General features: G+C 54.3%; 17 protein-coding genes, 2 rRNA genes and 1 riboswitch. Of the genes, 2 read left to right on the top strand and 17 right to left on the bottom strand.

What is annotated here, in order from left to right; genetic code table 11:
• Positions 1-180: 180 nt before the first annotated feature.
• The 12 genes from purF to HQN87_RS31785 form a co-directional block, all read right to left on the bottom strand.
• Positions 181-1,677, bottom strand: coding sequence for an amidophosphoribosyltransferase (purF, locus tag HQN87_RS31840; RefSeq protein ID WP_173141352.1), 1,497 nt, complete (start codon positions 1,675-1,677; stop codon positions 181-183).
• A complete protein-coding gene (gene purL / locus HQN87_RS31835) occupies positions 1,662-3,908 on the bottom strand; it encodes a phosphoribosylformylglycinamidine synthase subunit PurL (RefSeq protein WP_173141350.1) in 2,247 nt (748 codons plus the stop codon). The genes purF and purL overlap by 16 nt, the downstream gene beginning before the upstream one ends.
• Positions 3,886-4,575, bottom strand: a complete 690-nt coding sequence (gene purQ / locus HQN87_RS31830; protein ID WP_173141348.1) for a phosphoribosylformylglycinamidine synthase subunit PurQ — start codon at positions 4,573-4,575, stop codon at positions 3,886-3,888. The genes purL and purQ overlap by 23 nt, the downstream gene beginning before the upstream one ends.
• 5 nt (positions 4,576-4,580) lie before the next feature.
• A complete protein-coding gene (gene purS / locus HQN87_RS31825; RefSeq protein ID WP_039298247.1) occupies positions 4,581-4,826 on the bottom strand; it encodes a phosphoribosylformylglycinamidine synthase subunit PurS in 246 nt (81 codons plus the stop codon).
• 324 nt (positions 4,827-5,150) lie between these two features.
• On the bottom strand, positions 5,151-6,041 hold the full coding sequence (locus tag HQN87_RS31820) for a phosphoribosylaminoimidazolesuccinocarboxamide synthase (RefSeq protein ID WP_173141346.1): 891 nt from the start codon (positions 6,039-6,041) through the stop codon (positions 5,151-5,153).
• Between the two features lie 375 nt (positions 6,042-6,416).
• On the bottom strand, positions 6,417-7,712 hold the full coding sequence (gene purB / locus HQN87_RS31815; protein ID WP_173141344.1) for an adenylosuccinate lyase: 1,296 nt from the start codon (positions 7,710-7,712) through the stop codon (positions 6,417-6,419).
• Positions 7,713-7,718: 6 nt separating this feature from the next.
• Complete coding sequence (locus HQN87_RS31810; protein WP_173141342.1) at positions 7,719-9,188, bottom strand: 5-(carboxyamino)imidazole ribonucleotide synthase; 1,470 nt, start codon at positions 9,186-9,188, stop codon at positions 7,719-7,721.
• Positions 9,185-9,670, bottom strand: a complete 486-nt coding sequence (purE, locus tag HQN87_RS31805; protein ID WP_173141340.1) for a 5-(carboxyamino)imidazole ribonucleotide mutase — start codon at positions 9,668-9,670, stop codon at positions 9,185-9,187. The genes HQN87_RS31810 and purE overlap by 4 nt, the downstream gene beginning before the upstream one ends.
• 244 nt (positions 9,671-9,914) lie before the next feature.
• Positions 9,915-10,016: riboswitch (purine riboswitch) on the bottom strand.
• A gap of 162 nt (positions 10,017-10,178) precedes the next feature.
• On the bottom strand, positions 10,179-10,613 hold the full coding sequence (locus HQN87_RS31800; protein ID WP_173141339.1) for a universal stress protein: 435 nt from the start codon (positions 10,611-10,613) through the stop codon (positions 10,179-10,181).
• 50 nt (positions 10,614-10,663) lie between these two features.
• On the bottom strand, positions 10,664-10,927 hold the full coding sequence (locus tag HQN87_RS31795) for a DUF1294 domain-containing protein (RefSeq protein ID WP_173141338.1): 264 nt from the start codon (positions 10,925-10,927) through the stop codon (positions 10,664-10,666).
• Between the two features lie 78 nt (positions 10,928-11,005).
• Positions 11,006-12,253: an MFS transporter gene (locus HQN87_RS31790; RefSeq protein WP_173141336.1), complete on the bottom strand. Its 1,248-nt coding sequence runs from the start codon at positions 12,251-12,253 to the stop codon at positions 11,006-11,008.
• 74 nt (positions 12,254-12,327) lie between these two features.
• On the bottom strand, positions 12,328-14,466 hold the full coding sequence (locus HQN87_RS31785) for a DNA topoisomerase III (protein ID WP_173141334.1): 2,139 nt from the start codon (positions 14,464-14,466) through the stop codon (positions 12,328-12,330).
• Between the two features lie 127 nt (positions 14,467-14,593).
• On the opposite strand from HQN87_RS31785, the gene tsaA reads away from it, so the two are divergent.
• Entirely contained in the window at positions 14,594-15,037 is a 444-nt protein-coding gene (gene tsaA / locus HQN87_RS31780; RefSeq protein WP_173141332.1) for a tRNA (N6-threonylcarbamoyladenosine(37)-N6)-methyltransferase TrmO, read from the top strand.
• Positions 15,038-15,057: 20 nt separating this feature from the next.
• Positions 15,058-15,963 (top strand): AraC family transcriptional regulator, encoded by a 906-nt coding sequence (locus HQN87_RS31775; RefSeq protein WP_173141330.1) that lies wholly within the window; start codon positions 15,058-15,060, stop codon positions 15,961-15,963.
• A gap of 77 nt (positions 15,964-16,040) precedes the next feature.
• Here the strand turns inward: HQN87_RS31775 and HQN87_RS31770 are convergent, their stop codons facing one another.
• The 5 genes from HQN87_RS31770 to HQN87_RS31750 all read right to left on the bottom strand — a co-directional run.
• Positions 16,041-17,174 (bottom strand): DUF4179 domain-containing protein, encoded by a 1,134-nt coding sequence (locus HQN87_RS31770; protein ID WP_173141328.1) that lies wholly within the window; start codon positions 17,172-17,174, stop codon positions 16,041-16,043.
• Positions 17,149-17,709, bottom strand: a complete 561-nt coding sequence (locus HQN87_RS31765; protein WP_367272851.1) for an RNA polymerase sigma factor — start codon at positions 17,707-17,709, stop codon at positions 17,149-17,151. Before HQN87_RS31765 ends, HQN87_RS31770 begins: the two co-directional genes overlap by 26 nt.
• A gap of 185 nt (positions 17,710-17,894) precedes the next feature.
• Positions 17,895-18,641, bottom strand: coding sequence for an acyl-[acyl-carrier-protein] thioesterase (locus HQN87_RS31760; RefSeq protein WP_173141324.1), 747 nt, complete (start codon positions 18,639-18,641; stop codon positions 17,895-17,897).
• A gap of 243 nt (positions 18,642-18,884) precedes the next feature.
• Positions 18,885-19,001 (bottom strand): 5S ribosomal RNA (gene rrf, locus HQN87_RS31755).
• 136 nt (positions 19,002-19,137) lie between these two features.
• Positions 19,138-19,217: ribosomal RNA gene (locus HQN87_RS31750) — 23S ribosomal RNA — on the bottom strand; the annotation flags it as partial.

The following is a 19,217-nucleotide window of genomic DNA, read 5'->3' as shown; positions in this document are numbered from 1 at the left end:
CCGGGGCACCGCAGCACCGTGAAGCGTGTCCCGGCCGTGCGCAGCACACAGGGACAAAGCGGGCACCCGCACCCACGCCTTCTTAGCAAGTTTAGAGCAGACTCCTACCGCCAAACTTTCGGGTGGCCGGAGGGCAGCGCCCTTCGGGGTCCCCCTTTGTAAGGGGGATTTAGGGGGATGTTAACAGCTGCATCCGTCCTTCTCTTCCCCGCCGAAATCCACCTGCGTCGGGTAGTCATTATCGAAGCAGGACAGGCATAATCCGCCTTTGTAATCGTCACTATTATAGCCGCCGATGGACTGGATCAGTCCATCGGGGGAGAGGAACGCCAGGGAATCGGCGTTGATCTCCTCACACATCTCTTCGATCGTCTTATACGAGGCGATCAGCTCGCGGCGGTCCGGGGTATCAATGCCATAGAAGCAAGGATTCTTGAACGGCGGCGAGGTAATCCGCACGTGAACCTCGAGCGCTCCGGCCTCGCGCAGCAGGTTGACGATCCGGCGCGAGGTTGTGCCGCGCACGATGGAATCGTCGATCATGACTACGCGCTGGCCTTCCACGACCCGGCGCACAGCGCTGAGCTTCATCTTCACGCCTTGCTCACGCAGCTCCTGGCTCGGCTGGATGAACGTCCGGCCGGTGTATTTGTTCTTGATCAGTCCCAGCTCATACGGGATGCCCGTCTGCTCGGCATAGCCGATGGCTGCGGAGATACTGGAGTCCGGCACGCCGGTTACGATATCGGCATCCACGAAGGCTTCAAGCGCCATCCGGCTGCCCATCCGCTTACGCGCGGAGTGCAGGTTGGAGCCGTTCAGATCACTGTCCGGGCGGGCGAAATAGATATATTCCATCGCGCAGAGCGCTTTGCGTTTCGGTTCCGCGAAGCGGTCCTCGCGGAAACCGTCTTTATCGAGCACCAGCAGCTCGCCGGGCTCAATATCACGCACCAGCTGGGCGCCGATGACTTCGAGCGCACAGGATTCGGAAGCGAAGACATAGGAATCGCCCAGCCGGCCCATCACAAGCGGACGGAGACCGTGCGTATCGGAGGCCACAATCAGCTTGTCATTAGTCATTAGCAGGAAGGCGAAGCCGCCGACCAGCTGCGACAAGGCGTCCTTGGTCGCTTCGACAAAATCCTTCTGCGAACGCGCGATCAGATGCGCCAGCACTTCGGTATCGCTGGTGGTCTGGAAGATCGAACCGCCCTGTTCGAGCTGTTTGCGGATCAGCGGTTCGTTGACGATATTGCCGTTCGTGGCAATCGCCAGATCGCCGTCACGGTATTTGAAGACCAACGGCTGCGCATTGGTCAGCCGGCTGTCTCCGCTGGTCGAATAACGCACATGCCCGATAGACATGTCCCCGATCAGCGAAGCAATCTTGTCTTTGTCGAATACTTCCTTCACCAGGCCCATGCCGCGGTGATAGTTGAAGTCGCGTCCATCCGCCACACAGATACCCGCACTTTCTTCTCCCCGGTGCTGCAGGGCGTGCAGGCCGTAATAGGACATGGAAGCGGCTTCCGGGTGTCCGAAGACCCCGAAGACGCCGCATTCTTCTTTTAACGTGTCAAAAATATCTCCCGAGCCCGTTCCTTCATTGTAAAAGTCGCCGGTCCACAGGATAGGGGCTTCCTGCTTGTTCCCGGTCTTTATTTCATAAGACATGGAATAGCATCCTCCCAAATGGTCTTGAGTTCAGTAACGGCTTCATCCAGTGCAGCCGATCCTTCCAGAGCAACACGCAGGCGGTCCCCGCCAACGGTTCCAATGACCTCTACAGGTACGCCGTAAGCGGCAACCGCTGCCCGCAATTCTTCCGCACGGTCAGGCGCCGAAGTCAGGAGTATACGGGATTGGCTCTCACTGAACAGCGCTACATCCGGGCGGAGTCCGCCGGCGGACAGCTCAATATTCGCTCCAATGGTTCCGCTGATGCAGCTCTCGGCGAGTGCTCCGGCCAGGCCGCCTTCGGACAGGTCATGCGCCGAGCGGACCAGCCCGCTGCGGATGGCAGCAAGTACGGCATCCAGCAGCTTGCGCTCCGTTGCCAGATCGAGTTCCGGCGGACGTCCTTCGGTCAGGCCATGAACCGCATACTGGAATTCACTGCCGCCTAGCTCTGCTTTGGTAACACCCAGCAACAGAATCGAATCGCCTTCCTGCTTGAAGGCCTGAGTTGTAATATGATCGGTATCTTCAATGAGACCCACCATACCGACAACCGGTGTCGGATAGATCGCTCCTGAAGCATTCTCATTGTAGAGACTGACGTTACCGCCAATTACAGGGGTGTCAAGCACACGGCAAGCTTCAGCCATACCGTCTACCGCACGTTCCATCTGCCAGAAGATCTCCGGCTTCTCCGGACTGCCGAAATTCAGGTTGTCCGTAATCGCCAGCGGCTGGGCACCGGAGCAGACAATGTTACGTGCGGCTTCGCTGACGGCAATCCGTCCGCCTACTTCAGGGTCGAGATAGACATAACGTCCGTTACAGTCCGTAGTCATCGCCAAGCCTTTGCGTGTACCGTGGATGGTTACCACTGCCGCATCGGAACCCGGACGAACTGCCGTGCTGGTGCGGACCATATAATCATATTGGTTGTATACCCATGCTTTGCTGGCTACTGTAGGTGAGCCCAGTACGGTGCGCAGGGCGCCGCCCAGATCAGTCACTTCCTCATAGCGAAGCGTATCAATAGAGGCATTCTCCTCATAGTAAGCAGGAACTGCCGATGGTTTGTTATAAATAGGGCATTCATCCACCAGAGCCGTCACCGGCATATCGCCGACCACTTCACCGTGATGGAACAGCTTCAGGCGGCCGTCGTCCGTAACCTTCCCCACCTTGCGGCAGATCACGCCCCAACGGTCGAAGATTTCCTGTGCCTGCGCTTCATCCTTCGGCTCAACCACGAACAGCATCCGCTCCTGGGATTCCGAGAGCATCATCTCATAAGGGGTCATGCCGTCTTCACGTTGCGGCACCTGATCCAGATACAGCTCCAGGCCGTTGCCTGCCTTACTTGCCATTTCCGCACTGGAGCAGGTCAGACCAGCAGCGCCCATATCCTGAATCCCGAGCACGATACCGCTGTCGATCAGCTCCAGGCAGGATTCCATGACCAGCTTCTCCATGAATGGATCGCCGACCTGTACTGCCGTCCGCTTCGCTTCCGACTCATCACTGAGCTCAACCGAGGCGAAGGTCGCACCATGAATCCCGTCACGGCCGGTAGGAGGACCCACGTAGAATACAGGATTACCTACCCCTTTGGCGACACCACGCTGGATTTTATCATGATCAATCAGACCGACACACATCGCATTGACCAGCGGATTCCCGTCATAGCTGTCATCGAACATAATTTCCCCGCCGACAGTAGGGATGCCGATACAGTTGCCGTAGCCTGCGATCCCGGACACGACATGCTCGAACAGATATTTTACCCGGTCGCTCTCAAGCTTCCCGAACCGCAGGGAGTTCAGCAGCGCCACCGGTCTTGCACCCATGGAGAAAATATCGCGGATAATCCCGCCCACCCCGGTCGCCGCGCCCTGATAAGGCTCAACTGCCGATGGATGGTTGTGACTCTCGATTTTGAAAACAACCGCCTGGTTGTCTCCGATATCAACGATTCCCGCGCCTTCGCCCGGTCCCATCAGCACCTTCGGTCCGCTGGTCGGGAAACGGCTCAGCAGAGGCTTCGAGTTCTTATAGGCACAATGCTCGGACCACATTACGCTGAATACGCCGATCTCTGTATAGTTAGGCTTACGTCCCATGAAGGAGGTAATGAGCTCATATTCGCTGTCCGATACCCCGAACTGACTGTAGATTCTCTGCTCCGCGATCTGCTCTGCGGTCGGCTCCTTAGCGGATACTTGCTGCGTCATAACGATCCCTCCATGTCTTGAGAATGGATGTGAACATCCGTTTGCCGTCTTCCGATCCAAGCAGGCTGTTCGCTGCACGTTCCGGGTGAGGCATCATACCAACCACATTGCCCGCCACATTGCTGACTCCGGCGATATCGGCGACTGAACCGTTCGGATTGTCGCTGTAAGTGAATACGATCTGATTATTCGCCTGAAGCTCAGCCAGCGTCTCTTCATCACAATAGTAATTGCCTTCACCGTGCGCGATCGGGATGACAATCTCTTCATCCTTCGCATAGTCAATAGTAAACGGGGTTGTGTTATTAACGACCTTAAGCACCGTGTCATGACAGCGGAACTTCATCGACATGTTGCGGCGCAGCGCGCCTGGAAGCAGGCCGGCTTCGGTCAGAATTTGGAACCCGTTGCAGATGCCGAGTACGAATTTGCCCTGCTCTGCCGCCTTGGCTACTTCCGCCATGACCGGAGCGAACCGGGAAATTGCGCCGCAGCGCAGATAGTCACCATAAGAGAAGCCACCCGGCACGAGGATACAGTCATAAGCCGACAGATCTGTCGCCGTATGCCACACATAATCCACAGGTTCACCGAGGCTGTCTTCTACTGCTTTGTAGCAGTCAATATCACAATTGGAGCCTGGAAAGACAAGCACAGCAAATTTCATGACGTTTAGTCCTCCAATTCGTAGCGGTAATCCTCGATCACCGTGTTGGCCAGCAGCTTCTCGCACATATCCTTGAGTCGTCCTTCCGCTTCTGCGCGGTTATCAGTATCCAGGGTAAGCTCCATATACTTGCCGATCCGCAGACTTTCAACTTCCTGGAATCCTACGGAGTGCAAGGCTCCCTGAACGGCAACGCCTTGGGGATCGAGCACGCTTTTCTTGATGGTGACGTAGACTGTCGCTTTTAACATATGCTTGTAGTTCCTCCTAAAATTTAATGAACTGATGGGCCTTTATCTGGAAAAGTAACACTCACCTGCGCTTACGGTGGATTGAGACAATAACTGTAACTTTAACTGTATTCCGTACAGCTAAAATCAAGTTTTACCGGACAACCCTTACGTTAGTTGTATTTCGTACAGCTAAATTTCATTGCAGCCGTGTATTTGAGTGATTCTGCCTATTTTAATTGTACAAAGTACATTTAAACCGCATCTTTCAAACTTTTTGACCCATTTAGTTGTATGAAGTGCAATTCACACGTTATGGCGGTTCTGCAGAAGCAAGACTTCCCTTTATAATACCTTCCCGGTTAGACGGTGATAGATATCCAGGTAACGGCGTGACGTCTCCTCAACTACCTCAAGCGGCAGCGGGTCCGGCGGGCTGTTCTTATCCCAGGAAGAGGCCGCCAGGTACGTCCGCACAGGCTCTTTATCCATACTGTCAATCTCGATATCCAGCGCGTATTTGTCCTTGGCCCAGAAGCGTGAAGCATCGGGTGTAAAAATCTCGTCAATCAGGATGACCTTGCCGTCCAGCAGCCCGAACTCGAATTTGCAATCCGCGAGGATGATGCCGCGGTCGTTACAATATTCTCTGGCAAAAGCGAACAGCTTCAGGCTTTTCTCCTTAAGCTCCTGCGCAAGCTCTGCACCAATCAGCTCCTGCATTTGTTCAAAAGGGATGTCCTCATCATGCCCAATGTCATTCTTGGCTGCCGGTGTAAAAATCGGTTCGGCCAGCACCGCATTCTTGCGCAGTCCCTTGGGAAGCTCGATGCCGTTCACTTGGCCGGTCTCCTGATACTGCCGCCAGCCGCCGCCGGTAATACAGCCGCGTACCACACACTCGATATCAATCCGATGGGCTTTGCGGACCACCATAATACGGTTCCTTAGCGCTTCTCGGTCCTTCGCAATATCCCCGAGCTTATCCACCTCGATATGAACCACATGGTTCTCGATAAGCTCCTTCGTCTGGCCGAACCAGAAGGCACTGAGCCGGTTCAGCACATTGCCTTTGTCCGGCACCGCCGGGTCCAGCACATAATCGAATGCGGAGATCCGGTCGGTAACGACGATCAGCACCTCATCCCCCAAATCGTACAGCTCACGAACCTTGCCTTTGTAGAGCAGCGGCGCATTTACGAGTTCCACGGCAGTGGATACGGCCGATGATGTCATGACCTTTCCTCCCTTGAACAAATGATCTTGCTTATATTTGGGCTAAAAGCTTTGGGAGGCTTGTTTCCTGCGCTTCGCAGCAAGGAATTGAATACACCTTCGGTCGGGTTAATAGGGTCACTGCGGGAAATTTTGGACTTCCGATCGCTGTTATGTTTGAATTTCCTGATTTGAACCGCTGGCAGCGGTAGAAATCCAAACATAAAGGCGAACGCTGACGCTTCTTCCAGTTCCAAAATTCCTCTCCGTTCCTCCTTTAACCCAAACCTCATTTCAATTTCCTATGCTACGCATATCAGGAACAAACTTCCCCTAACGCTCCGCCCATCTCTTCTCCAGCTCATCAGTTCACCACTGACTCACCTTTTTTTAATATTAGATAAGCTCCAGCTTGCGGAAGATGGTATCCACATGCTTGAGGTGCCAGGAAGGATTGAACGCATCCTCGATCTCTTCCGGACTAAGCACAGCCGTGATCTCCGGTGTAGCTTCAACGATATCACGGAACTGGGTCTGTTCTTCCCAGGCCTGCATCGCACGCGGCTGCACAGTGTCGTATGCCTGCTCGCGGCTGAAGCCTTTGTCGATCAGCTTCGTCAGGATACGGCCGGAGAACGGAACACCGAAGGTACGGTTCATGTTGCGCTTCATGTTGTCCGGGAATACGGTCAGGTTCTTCACGATATTGCCGAAGCGGTTCAGCATATAGTTGAGCAGCATCGTCGCATCCGGCAGGATAATCCGTTCTACCGAGGAATGCGAGATATCGCGTTCATGCCACAGAGGCACGTTCTCGTAAGCTGTAACCATGTGGCCGCGGATCACGCGCGACAGGCCCGAGATGTTCTCGCAGCCGATCGGATTACGCTTATGCGGCATCGCGGACGAACCCTTTTGACCCTTGGCAAAAGCCTCCTCCACCTCGCGGATCTCACTCTTCTGCAAAGCGCGGATCTCAGTCGCGAACTTGTCCAGGGAAGTGGCAACCAGCGCCAGCGCCGCCATGTATTCCGCGTGACGGTCACGCTGCAGGGTCTGGGTCGAGATCGGTGCCGGGCTGGTGCCCAGCTTGCGGCAGACAAATTCCTCAACGAACGGGTCGATGTTGGCATAGGTGCCGACAGCCCCGGAGATTTTGCCGAACTGCACCCCTTTTGCCGCATGACGGAACCGCTCCAGATTACGCTTCATTTCCTCATACCACAGCGCCATCTTGAGTCCAAAAGTCGTTGGCTCCGCGTGCACACCATGGGTACGCCCCATCATCGGGGTATCTTTGTAGGCGATGGCCTTATCTTTGAGAATCTCAATGAACCGGATGATATCCTGCTCCAGAATTTCGTTGGCCTGACGCAGCAGGTAACCGAGCGCCGTATCGACAACATCCGTGGAAGTCAGTCCGTAATGCACCCATTTGCGTTCTGCCCCCAGACTCTCGGAGACCGCACGGGTAAAAGCAATGACGTCATGGCGCGTTTCCTGTTCAATCTCGTCGATCCGCGCGATGTCGAATTTGGCGTCCTTGCGCAGCTTCGCGGCATCCTCATGCGGGATTACTCCCAGCTCGGCCCAAGCCTCACAGGCACAGATTTCAACTTCCAGCCACGCGTTGAATTTATTCTCTTCGGTCCAAATGGCCCGCATCTCAGGTCTGCTGTAACGTTCGATCATAGCTTGTCAGTTCCTCCAAAGGTTAGTTTGCTCTACCCAGGACAGGCCGTCTCCGGTATCCTTGCAGAGCAGGTTGATATGGCCCATTTTGCGGCCGGTCTTGCTCTCGGTCTTGCCATATATATGAAGCTTAGGCGATACCCCAGGCTTGTTTGCTTCTTCATCCGCGCGGCAGGCTGCCTGAATGGCCCCATCCAGATGCTGGCCGAGCACATTCACCATCACTACTGGAGTAAGCAGTGTAGTCTCGCCCAGCGGCAGATTGCAGATCGCCCGCACATGCTGCTCGAACTGCGAGGTGACGCAGGCATCCATTGTGTAATGCCCGGAGTTATGCGGACGCGGCGCCAGCTCATTGACGAACAGCTCTCCGTCCTTCGTCACGAACATCTCTACCGCCAGCAGTCCAACCGCGCCCATGCCCGAGACAATCTTCTCGGCCAGCTCGCAGGCCCGCCGCTGAATCTCCTCCGGTACCCTTGCAGGTACAATCGAGAGGTGCAGGATATTGTTCACGTGGATGTTCTCGGCAGGCGGGAAGCTCTTGACCTCTCCCGATGCGCTCCGGGCGGCAATGACCGAAATTTCGCACTGAAAGGCGATGAATTTCTCCAGCACCAGCTCAGGTGCGTTACCCGGCGCGGCCTCAGCAGAAGCCGTGTCCGTTAGCGGCGCACCGCCCGCTCCCGAGGTGCCAGGCGAAGCCGGTACCCCGCTTGCTTGCGGTGCTGGGGCTGCCGCTCCCGGCGCTACCTGCCGGAACGCTGCTGCCAGCTCTTCCGCCCTGCGGATGACGGCTTGTCCCTTGCCGTCGTACCCCCCTGTGGCTGTCTTCAGCACACAGGGCAGGCCCAGGTCCGCAGCCGCCGCTTCCAGCTCCGCCAGGCTGCCGACCTTGCGGTACGGGGCAACGGGCACGCCCGCCGCCTCTATGGCGGCCTTCTCACGCAGCCGGTGCTGCGTCGTGTACAGCAGCGCGCTACCCTGAGGCACGTACGATTCCTCAGTCAGCAGCGCGGCTACGCCCGCGTCAACGTTCTCGAACTCGTACGTGATGACGTCCGCACGCCGCGCCAGCTCGCGCGCGGCGTCCCGGTCGTTGTACGCCGCTGTAATCTGCGGCGTCACTTGCCCGCAGGGCGCATCCTGCGCAGGGTCCAGCGCCACGAAGCGGTAACCCATGGCGCTGCCGGATAGCGCCAGCATACGCCCGAGCTGCCCGCCGCCGAGCACGCCGATCGTTGCGCCGGGCAGCAGCGTCCGCGGCGGCTCCGCCGCAGTCCATACATCCGCAGCTGCCGCACGCCCGATTCTTCCCGCGTCCTCAGCCTCTGTCACTCGCTCCGCCCCAGCCTCATCTCTATCCGCACGCTCTGCTCGGCCTTCAGCTTCCGCCGTACGCTCCGCTTCGCCCCGCCCGGCTGCCTGCTCCGCGCCGCCCTCCAGGCCCGCGCCCTTCAGCTCCTCCGGCTTCATAGGCTCTCGCTGCTTTCCAGCACCTCGCGCTGAGTGGCCTCACGCCGCAGCTGTACCCTTCTCGCCACCTCCGGCTCGAAGGCACCGATGATCTGGGCCGCCAGCAGCCCCGCATTAACCGCTCCGGCCCGGCCGATGGCTACCGTGGCTACCGGGATGCCCGCAGGCATCTGCACAATAGACAGCAGTGAGTCCATGCCGTTCAGCGCCTTGGACTGCACAGGTACACCGATAACAGGCAAGGTGGTTTTGGCTGCCACCATACCCGGCAGATGCGCCGCGCCGCCCGCTCCGGCGATAATAACCCGCAGACCGCGATCCGCAGCCTCCTCCGCATAACGGAACATCAGGTCCGGTGTGCGATGTGCGGAGATGACCTTTTTCTCATAAGGTACACCCAGCTCCTCAAGCACCGTACAGGTATGCTCCATAGTTTCATAGTCCGATTTGCTGCCCATAATGACACCTACTTGCACAGACATCGTTCACCCAGCCTTCCATTTCCCGTTATAGAGATTCCTCTGATCTAAGTGTGTCCCGTTTCCTGTCGATTCCCGTACCTCCGACAACAAAATAGCCCGGATTCCAGACGCATTCTGCTGCGGGTGGACCCGGACTACTAAGGAATCAGGAGATAACCGTCCGGCGCCTGTTCAGACCCGTCCTTCAATAGAGGAGGGTGCAGGAACACCACCCTGGTCTAGAGGGAGGCATCCGGTTGCCGATCCAGTTATCCTATTTCCTCGTAGTCCGGCAATTTACGGTTACCGGGTAGAAACTTCCGGGCCTTATTCCCGGTTTTATACGAGCTCTTCATAGATTCAGTTTAACAATGCCCTACACTTCATGTCAACTTAAACACGAACATTGTCATATCATGTCTCTAAAACGTTCGCTTTTGAGCATATTTAAAAACGCTTATTCCAGCTAATCCGCCCAACTCCACAGAAAAAAAGGGGAACGCCGCAGCGCTCCTCTACTAAACTTCTATTATTTAACAACCAGCACCGGAATCCGCGCACTCTGCACGACATTATGGCTGACGCTGCCCAGAACAAACTCCCGGATTCCGCCAAGCCCGCGGCTGCCGATTACGATCACATCTGCACCATGCTCCTTGGCATAATTCAGAATCACTTCGGCAGGCGATCCCTGCAGCAATTCTACCGTAGCGTTGAGGCCTTCGGCTTCCAGACGGCTTTTCACTTCTTCCGTAGTCTGGACCGCGAGGTCATAATAATCCTTGTTCACAGATGCCGGCAGAGGCGCGAGAGCTTCCCCGATGAAGAACCGCGGGAATTCAAATGCGTGTACGACGTACAGGGAGGACCCTGGAGTTACCTTTGCCAGTTCTATCGCCCGTTCCAGGGCCTGATTGGAAGCTTTTGAACCGTCATAGGCAAGCACAATTTTAGAGAATAACATATACGCCACCTCTTTCTATTATTTACAGCCATAACCAACCTGCAAGCAGCTTACCTCAAAAAATACCCATACAGCACCATATTCAGCAGCAGCAGCAGCGGAATTCCGATCCTGAAGGAAGTATGCCTTGTCTTGTGGCGCTTGCGATACATGGCAATCAGCACACCCAGCGCGCCGCCCATGAACGCCAGCAGGAACAGTGTTTTCTCCGGCACCCGATCCCGCCTTTTCCGGGCCTTGTTCTTGTCTTCCGACATCACTACATACCCGATAATATTGATCAGCGCGAACCACAGCAATACCACCTTAACCATCCTTCCGGCCCCTCCTCCTAGCATCCTATCTGCTCTCTATTATATTACCCTTTCCGGCAAAAAACCAATAACCTTACATCACCGTCCAGGCAGTTGCCGCTCTCCGCTAAGCTGTTTGCCATTTTCTGCGGCTGTTCTGATCCAGAACCAGGACAGTACCGCAGCCAGCGACGCTGCTATTGCTCCAAGCCAGAATCCCCCGCGCAGGCCATACGCCGCACTCATCCATCCCGCCACAAAAGGACCGCCGGACATGCCGATAGCATACATCGCCTGGTAGAAGCCCATGGCCGTTGCCCGTTTGAACGGAGCTACCCCCGAGACTGATTTGCCCAGCAGCAGCGGGAAGATGAGGCCCTGCATGAATCCATTCCCGATCTGTGTGGCACACAAGGCGGCAAGCGTCGGCATGGACGGAATCAGCAGCGTGAAGACCGCACTCCCCGCGAAGCCAAGCATCAGCGTTCCCCGGTCACCCAGCCATTTGCCGAACAGGCGTGAGCCATACAGAGTAGCCACCGCATGAGGCAGCATAAAAGCCAGTGTAAGCCAGCCCAGACTCTCCTTGCTTGCGCCAATATTCAGCGCCTGGTTCGGCGTATAGCCGAACATCGTGATGAACAGCACACAATGCGCCAGCACGGACAGCAGCGATACTTTGACCAGCAGCGGTTCTTTCACCACTCCGGCCAGGTCTTTAATCTGCATGGCGCTACGCTTCTCCAGCTGTTGTTCAGGAAGGCGGAGTGCAAGCAGCAGTGCTGCCGCAGCCACAATTCCTCCGATCACGAACGGAGTATTCCACCCCCAGTGATCTACAATATAACCGCTGACCATCATACTGGTTAATTGGGCAATAACCGTGGTGAACTGCAGCATCCCCATCGCACGGCCTGCCTCTTCTTTTGGGAAATACCCTGCGAACATCACCGAGTACACCACCCATGCCGAAGCCGCAATTCCCGACACCGCGCGCGCCGCCAGCGCCCAGCCCGGCGCAGCGCCTGCCAGGAACAGCAGACAGCTTGCTCCGCTTGCGATCAGCCCCAGATAGATAAACGGACGCCGCCGGTTAAGAACATCCGAGCCGATCCCAATCGGCAGCCGGAACAGAATCTGCATCAGGCCATATACGCCCAGCACCGCACCGACCATGACATAAGATGCGCCCAGATGCTCCACATACGGAGACAGCACCGGAACATAGATATAAGAAGAGAACCAGAACATAAAGACAATCACCAAAAAGAAAAACCGGCTGCTCCCCTTCTTACCCGGAGCCCCTGCCGATGTCACTGCATCTCCTCTTCCTTCAGCCGCTGCCACTTCATCACCTGCTCCACTATATTTATCGGGACCTTAAGACCACCGGAATGCCCCGGCAGTCTTATTCCTTAAGCCTATTTCCCCTTCTGCTTCGCTTCCATCGCAGCCTTTAGCAAATCGCCAAGATTGTTGCCTGCACTTTCCGTCTTACTGTACTGCTGAACCAGCTTCTGCTGCTCGCGTTTGTTGATGTGCTTGTGGTCTTTATCCATCGTCTCCGTAATTCCGCAGCCGAGGCACTGCACGTACCTCCCCGCTTTGCCTTCCTTCATCTCCATCTTCTTATGGCACTGCGGGCAGCGGCGGTTCGAGAGCTGCTTCTCGCCCGCCCGGGTATAGCCGCAGTCCTCCTTGGGACAGACCAGCAGCTTGCCGCGTTTGGTCTTCTTCTCTAACATTCTCGTTCCGCATTCCGGACAATGGCTGGTAGAGACATTATGCGGCTTGTATTCCGCTCCGCTGTTCTTCACCCCGGATACCAGCTCCTGGGCCATACTGCGGATGCCCTGCAGAAAAGGCTCCGGCCGCCCCTGCCCGCGCGCAATTTTCTCCAGCTCCGCTTCCCAGCGCGCTGTCAGCTCCGGGGTGCGCAGCTGGCCGGATACCAGCTCAATCAGCTGTTTGCCCTTGCCCGTCGGATGCAGCAGGTTCCCCTGCCGTTCAATCGTATCCGAGCTGACCAGCTTCTCAATAATATCGGCACGGGTTGCCGGTGTCCCAAGCCCGTACTTCTCCATCTGCGTCAGGAGCGAAGCTTCATTATAACGCTTCGGCGGCTGCGTCCGTCCGGGCTTGATGATGCAGCGCTCTATTCTCACGCTATCGCCTTCCCGCAGCTCCGGCAGCTTCACACTGCCTGCCGCAGGCTCATCCGATGCGCTATCTTCATCCTCATCTGAGCTCATATCACCGCCGTACACTTCACGCCAGCCGGCATCCTTGACCGTGGTTCCTTTGACCTGGAAGCTTTCTCCTTCCACGCTTGCGGTCACGGCTACAGCATCATAACGGGCCGGAGGATAGAACAGGCTGATGAACCGCCGCACGATCAGATCATACAGCTTCCGCTCTTCCATACTCAGCAGGTTAAGCAGTACCGTCTGCTCTGTCGGAATGATCGCGTGATGATCACTGACCTTACTGTCATCTACAATCCTTTTGGTAATAGGCAGCGGCTTCCGCAGCAGCGGTCTGGCGAAGGCCGCATACGGCCCGACAGCTACGCTGTCCAGTCTTTCTTTTAGCGTCCCCGTCATATCGGCGGTCAGGTAGCGGCTGTCCGTTCGCGGATAAGTAACCAGCTTATGCTGCTCATATAACTTCTGAAGCAGACCTGAGGTCTGCTTGGCCGAGAAGCCGAATTTGCGGTTGGCATCCCGCTGCAGCTCCGTCAGGTCATAGGCCAGCGGATGGGGTTCGCTTTTCTCACTCTTCTGAACCTTGGTAATCCGTCCGCTGCGGCCGGTGAGCTTATCCTTAAGGACTCCTGTCTTCTCTCTGTCAAAAATCCGGCCGTCCCCGCCCAGCGCACGCCATCCCGCCTGGAAATTCCCAAAATCCGCCGTCAGCAGGTCGTATTCCTGGGAACGGAAGCCGGTAATTTCATTCTCCCGGTCCATAATCATTCCCAGCGTTGGCGTCTGTACCCGTCCCGCCGAGAGCGGTGCACCGAACTTGCAGGTCAAGGCCCGCGTCACATTCAGCCCGATCATCCAGTCCGCCTCTGCGCGGCAGCGGGCGGATTCATACAGCCGGTCGAAGTCCCGTCCAGGCCGCAGCGAGGCGAAGCCCTCCTTAATCGCCTTATCCGTCTGCGAAGAGATCCACAGCCGCCGGAACGGCTTCTTCCAGCCCGCCATAATCATAATCCAGCGGGCCAGCAGTTCACCCTCACGGGCAGCATCCGTCGCCACGATCAGCTCCTCTATATCCTGCCGCTTCATTAGCTGCTGCACAGCCTTGTATTGCTGGCTGGTCTCGCGCAGCACCTTCAGCTTCGCCTTCTCCGGAAGAATCGGCAGATCCTCCAGCGCCCAGGCAGCGAATTTATTGTTATAGTCCTCAGGCTCCGCCAGACCAACCAGATGCCCGAGCGCCCAGGTCACCACATATTTCGGACCTTCCATATAGCTCTTTTGTTTATTCCCACAGCCCAGCACCCGCGCAATCTCACGGGCCACCGATGGCTTCTCTGCCAGTACCAGTACCTTCATAGCTCTCTCCCCTCCATATCAACAACCTATTATAACATGCCATAAAAGTCCGCAAATATCATCAGGCTGAATGTCCTTCATTTCCTGTAGACTAGAGCCATCCCCCAGCCGAAAGGAGTCACAGCCAATGTTACCATCAGAATCGTATAATATTATACCAGTAGGAGTAGTAGCCGGAACACAGAATAACCTGCGTCTTGAGATCAGACCCGAATACAGGCCTGCCTTGAAGGGGTTGGATGCGTTTAGCCATTGCCAGATCCTGTGGTGGATTCATGAATTTGCAGAACCATCCTTCCGGGAAACTACGCAAATCGACCCTCCTTACGATGCACCGGTAACTGGTGTATTTGCGACAAGGTCACCAGTCCGTCCGAATCCTCTTGGGCTTACTGTTGCCGGTATTCTATCCGTTGACATAGAAAGGGGAAGGGTTGAGGTCAGCGGACTTGATGCCTATCCTGGGACGCCTGTGCTTGATATCAAAGCTTATTTCCCTTCTGCTGACCGTGTCCGTCAAGTCAGAGTGCCTGAGTGGGCTGCTTCATGGGGGGAGTGGGCTCTACAGTAGATTATAAGGGAGAGGAATGAATGAAGAACCATCAGCTTATTCTGCAAGCCATTGATTATATTGAATCGCATTTGAACCAGCCGTTGTCTGTTCTGACCCTCTCCAGAGAGACCGGCTATTCGCTGTACCATTTTATCCGCCTGTTTCAGGGGGTTACCGGGCTCACACCCGGCGATTATATTGCAAGACGCAGAATTTCTGAGGCGGCACGGGATATCCTGAGAAGACCGGGGCGAACCTTTCAGGAGATCTCGCTGGACTATTCCTTTAATGATTATGAGACCTTCACCCGGGCCTTCAAAAGACTGCTGCGCACAACACCCACCCATATCCGCCACAGGTCCAACCAGGATATCCCGTTGCTGCTCCACCCTATACAGAGAACAGATCTACCGCACTGGACTAACCAAAACGGCGCCTCTCCAGTGCTTATGGAGCTTGGTGAAATCAGACTCCAGGGACCGTTAATAACCGTTACCACGGATCAATCCATCATTGGGGCCGCATGGGAGCAGTTATTCAGGGGTATTTCCTCTATCCCAGGCCGTAAGCAACCGGAGCAATATTACCAGTTGGGTTATTGGCCGGATAATTATGAGGATAACGGGGTCTCTTTTCTGTGCGGATGTCAGCTAGACGCCTCAACGCCATTACCGTCCGGCCACAACCTTCAACCAAGCTGCGAACAAACAGACAACAGGCTGCCCATTCATATCTTGCCGCCGGCGCGTTATCTCAGATTTCTGCATCAAGGACCCTCAGCCGCAGTCTCCGCCACCTACAAATATATCTATGGCGTATTTCTGCCCAGAACCGAATACCGCCTGAATCTCTCTTATGAATTTGAATATTACGGCAAAGACTATCTCGGGCCGAATAACCCCAACTCGGTAAGTGAGATTTATATTCCGATAACGCTGATTTAATCCCAAAGAAGTCCGCATCTGCTAAGCAGATACGGACAGGAATGGGGCTTGCCTTACGCTTTCCCGCGCTTGGAGATTTAAGGAATCACTATAGTTGTTTCAAGCTCCTTAATATAAGTTTTTACCGGTTTCCCATCAGCATCCAACAAGAGCTTCAGCTCATTATCCAAAGTCAATGTATAAGGTCTGACCGTAATCGTCTTAGGGGTTTGCGGGAAGGTATTGTACAAGCTATCTACAATAGGATGCTGAACAGCCTTCATCAAGGCATACCCTTGCTTGGAAGTAACAACATTACCGGCATCATCCACAAGCTCATAGAATACCGAAGTTGGACCATATTCTCCTGTCTGTTCCGGCGATGCAGGCACTTCTCCTTCACTGGTTACAATCAATCTCATGGCAGCAGGCGTGATGTCCAGACTCTTCACTTTATAATGGAAGGCGTCTTTGCTTGCCCCTTGACCCGGAGTAAGTTTGATGATTCCTTCCGCAAGTTTCTTCACCGTTACCTGGAATTTAAAGGGCTCGGCGATTTGGGCAACCGGCACACTGATATTAATCTTGAATTCATCTCCTAAAGCTGCTGTATTCCACAATTCCCTCATTTCCAATAAAAGGGTGTTAGGTTGTCCCTGTACGTCTCCTGTAGAAGAAGAACCGAAGCCGAGACGCTCCCCGGATTCCAGGGTAACTTCCGGCAACCCCAGCAGCCCTTTGGTCGATTGGTCAAACTCATCGGTTTTAAAGTTCGTAATCTCCGCCAGCACCCGCTCATCCGCTACTCCAGCTCTTTCAAATCCAATGGCCAGCTGAATACCGTCATAGAATACTTCCGTAACACTTAACGTCACTCCATCTTTGGTAACGCTCATATTAGGTGATGTGGTCAGGCCCTGTTCTGCAGCCAATTTCAGGCCCGGGTTGTCCGTGTGCTTGAATATACTGCTGAATACGGGTAATTGACTCAATGTATCGGCCCATACCGGGGAGATGAAGCCTGCTGCTACTGTACCTAACCCGATCATTACGGTTATACTTGCGGCTGCTAACGTCTTTTTAAGCAATTTATTCCCTCCTTTAATTCCCAAATGTTCAATACGGTTCATAATCTGCTCATTATAGCTGTCTACGGGAAGCCGTATTCTTCCGATACTACTGCGAATGTCATCCATCCTTTGCTGCTCAGTTTGATTCTGCCACTTCTCCATGAGTGCATCCTCCTCCTTCATTCGCTTTTTGCTGAATCAGTTTCTTCCGGAGCCGTTCATACTTTTTGCGCAGAGCCGCCGAACTGCTTCCAGTAATCAGTGCGATTTCCTCAAAGCTATATTGTTCAACGACACGAAGGATCAATAATCCCCGCTCCTCCGAAGTAAGGTCTCCGAACATCCTGTCCACCGGGGATTCCTCCGTCAATTCTGGACGATGCCCCACCAGCTGTAATTTATAAAGGGACAGCAACCGGTTACGGCGCTTAAGCCTGCGAAGCTGATCCAGACAATGATGATACGCTACCTTATACAGCCAGGCCGAGAAAGACACCCGCTTCTCATAACGTTCAAGCTGCTGGTATACCTTAACGAATATATCCTGTACAGCATCCTCTGCTTCTTCACGGCTCCTCAAAATACAATAGCAGTACGTATAGATCTGCCGTTCATACGCAGTAATTAGTGTCGTGAAAGCTTGTCTTTCACCTGCACGTACCCTATGAATTGCTTCTTCAATTCGATTTGGATTCACTTGGCCCCCGGGGTTGCCTTGCTCCAAAGGAATCACCTCCATTTTCCTTGTACACCTGTATAACGAACGCCAACTGTGTAATTGTGACAGATGAGGAATTAGCCGGATACTAAAAAGACAGTCCCCTGAAATACAGGTAACTGCCGCAATTAATCGCTATATAAGTAATTATACCTGACATTAACCTATCTCTTAAGCTTCAGGCAAGCCTCAAAAAATATCCGTTCCCCGCCCTGCCCCCGCACATACACTCCTTCTTCCGTTAAAGAGGACCGCAAAATGCTGATTTCCTCCCCATACTGGGCCTCCAGAGCATAGGTAATATGGAAGCCGCCAAGCTCCAGCTCTTCCCATTCCTCCAGCGTCAGTGCATCACAGCATAGATCTACATACCGGGCATTGTTCAGATGTCTGTTATTATCCAGCCCGCTATATCTTACCTGGTAGCGATAGACTTCCTGCATTGAAAGATCAGCGGGAATCACTACCTTGTCAGGCAGGCTTCCTACCGAATCCTCCAGATAAGGCTCCACAGCAACCGGAAGGGCTGACGGACGAAGGATCTTCCGCTTATCCATATCCACAAGCGCCCAGATCGAGCGTGCCGCTGCCAATTCTCCAGCCTTATCATCAAAAATCCGATAATCCCGCTGCCACAGTGCTCCTTTGTTCCCTTTACTCCAGGTATGTACGTTAAGAAGCTCATTCAGTGCAGGTAGACGCTGAAGATTCAGATCAATTGTGATGACCATCCAGCCCATTCTTGCCTTAAGCATGGTATCCATACTTAACCCCAGACTGCTCACAGCCGAATCCGCAGCACGCTGCATAATATCTAGAAGAAAGGATAGCTTACCCCTTGACCGGTAATCCGTATCACTGGCATGCACCATAAATTCCTCTGTCCACAAAAGGTTACTGTGCTTGTCCATAACTTTACGCTCCTTTACGCATCCATCCACAATCCCGCTGGTGTATCCACAGTATTCAACATGATATCCACATGAATTGGGGAGTACTCTATTTAAAATATAATTTATCCACATGTGTATAAGTTTTCATTACTTTCTATTTATCTGACAATTACACACAAGCTATGCACAAAATTCACAATGTAATACTATCCTATAGCATACAAAAAAGCCATTGTTGATTGCTCAACAATGGCTTCATGTGCTTGGCAACGTCCTACTCTCCCAGGACCCTTCGGTCATAGTACCATCGGCGCTGGAGGGCTTAACGGTCGTGTTCGGGATGGGTACGCGTGGAACCCCTCCGCTATCGCCACCAAACATGATTTTTCGAAGCTTCCGCTTCTCGAAATCGCTGCGAGAAAAGATCAGTCCTCAGAAAGGACATGCAGCTTAAGGTGTACCAGGCTTGATCACCTGAAAACTGAATCCGAAACGAATCTGTGTGTTAGTGTATTTGGATAAGCCCTCGACCGATTAGTATTGGTCAGCTCCATGCATTGCTGCACTTCCACCTCCAACCTATCTACCTCGTCG

The sequence above is a fragment of the Paenibacillus tritici genome (genome assembly GCF_013204885.1).
GTDB classification, from domain to species: domain Bacteria; phylum Bacillota; class Bacilli; order Paenibacillales; family Paenibacillaceae; genus Paenibacillus_AQ; species Paenibacillus_AQ tritici.
The sequence above is the reverse complement of the archived record's forward strand: the minus strand, read 5'-3'. Positions and strand labels throughout refer to the sequence as shown.

Bases quoted from the DNA above. Each gene is read 5' to 3' on its own strand.
- purF (WP_173141352.1), bottom strand. From the start codon at position 1,677: ATGTCTTATGAAATAAAGACCGGGAACAAGCAGGAAGCCCCTATCCTG.
- purL (WP_173141350.1), bottom strand. From the start codon at position 3,908: ATGACGCAGCAAGTATCCGCTAAGGAGCCGACCGCAGAGCAGATCGCG.
- purQ (WP_173141348.1), bottom strand. From the start codon at position 4,575: ATGAAATTTGCTGTGCTTGTCTTTCCAGGCTCCAATTGTGATATTGAC.
- purS (WP_039298247.1), bottom strand. From the start codon at position 4,826: ATGTTAAAAGCGACAGTCTACGTCACCATCAAGAAAAGCGTGCTCGAT.
- HQN87_RS31820 (WP_173141346.1), bottom strand. From the start codon at position 6,041: ATGACATCATCGGCCGTATCCACTGCCGTGGAACTCGTAAATGCGCCG.
- purB (WP_173141344.1), bottom strand. From the start codon at position 7,712: ATGATCGAACGTTACAGCAGACCTGAGATGCGGGCCATTTGGACCGAA.
- HQN87_RS31810 (WP_173141342.1), bottom strand. From the start codon at position 9,188: ATGAAGCCGGAGGAGCTGAAGGGCGCGGGCCTGGAGGGCGGCGCGGAG.
- purE (WP_173141340.1), bottom strand. From the start codon at position 9,670: ATGTCTGTGCAAGTAGGTGTCATTATGGGCAGCAAATCGGACTATGAA.
- HQN87_RS31800 (WP_173141339.1), bottom strand. From the start codon at position 10,613: ATGTTATTCTCTAAAATTGTGCTTGCCTATGACGGTTCAAAAGCTTCC.
- HQN87_RS31795 (WP_173141338.1), bottom strand. From the start codon at position 10,927: ATGGTTAAGGTGGTATTGCTGTGGTTCGCGCTGATCAATATTATCGGG.
- HQN87_RS31785 (WP_173141334.1), bottom strand. From the start codon at position 14,466: ATGAAGGTACTGGTACTGGCAGAGAAGCCATCGGTGGCCCGTGAGATT.
- tsaA (WP_173141332.1), top strand. From the start codon at position 14,594: ATGTTACCATCAGAATCGTATAATATTATACCAGTAGGAGTAGTAGCC.
- HQN87_RS31775 (WP_173141330.1), top strand. From the start codon at position 15,058: ATGAAGAACCATCAGCTTATTCTGCAAGCCATTGATTATATTGAATCG.
- HQN87_RS31770 (WP_173141328.1), bottom strand. From the start codon at position 17,174: ATGGAGAAGTGGCAGAATCAAACTGAGCAGCAAAGGATGGATGACATT.
- HQN87_RS31760 (WP_173141324.1), bottom strand. From the start codon at position 18,641: ATGGACAAGCACAGTAACCTTTTGTGGACAGAGGAATTTATGGTGCAT.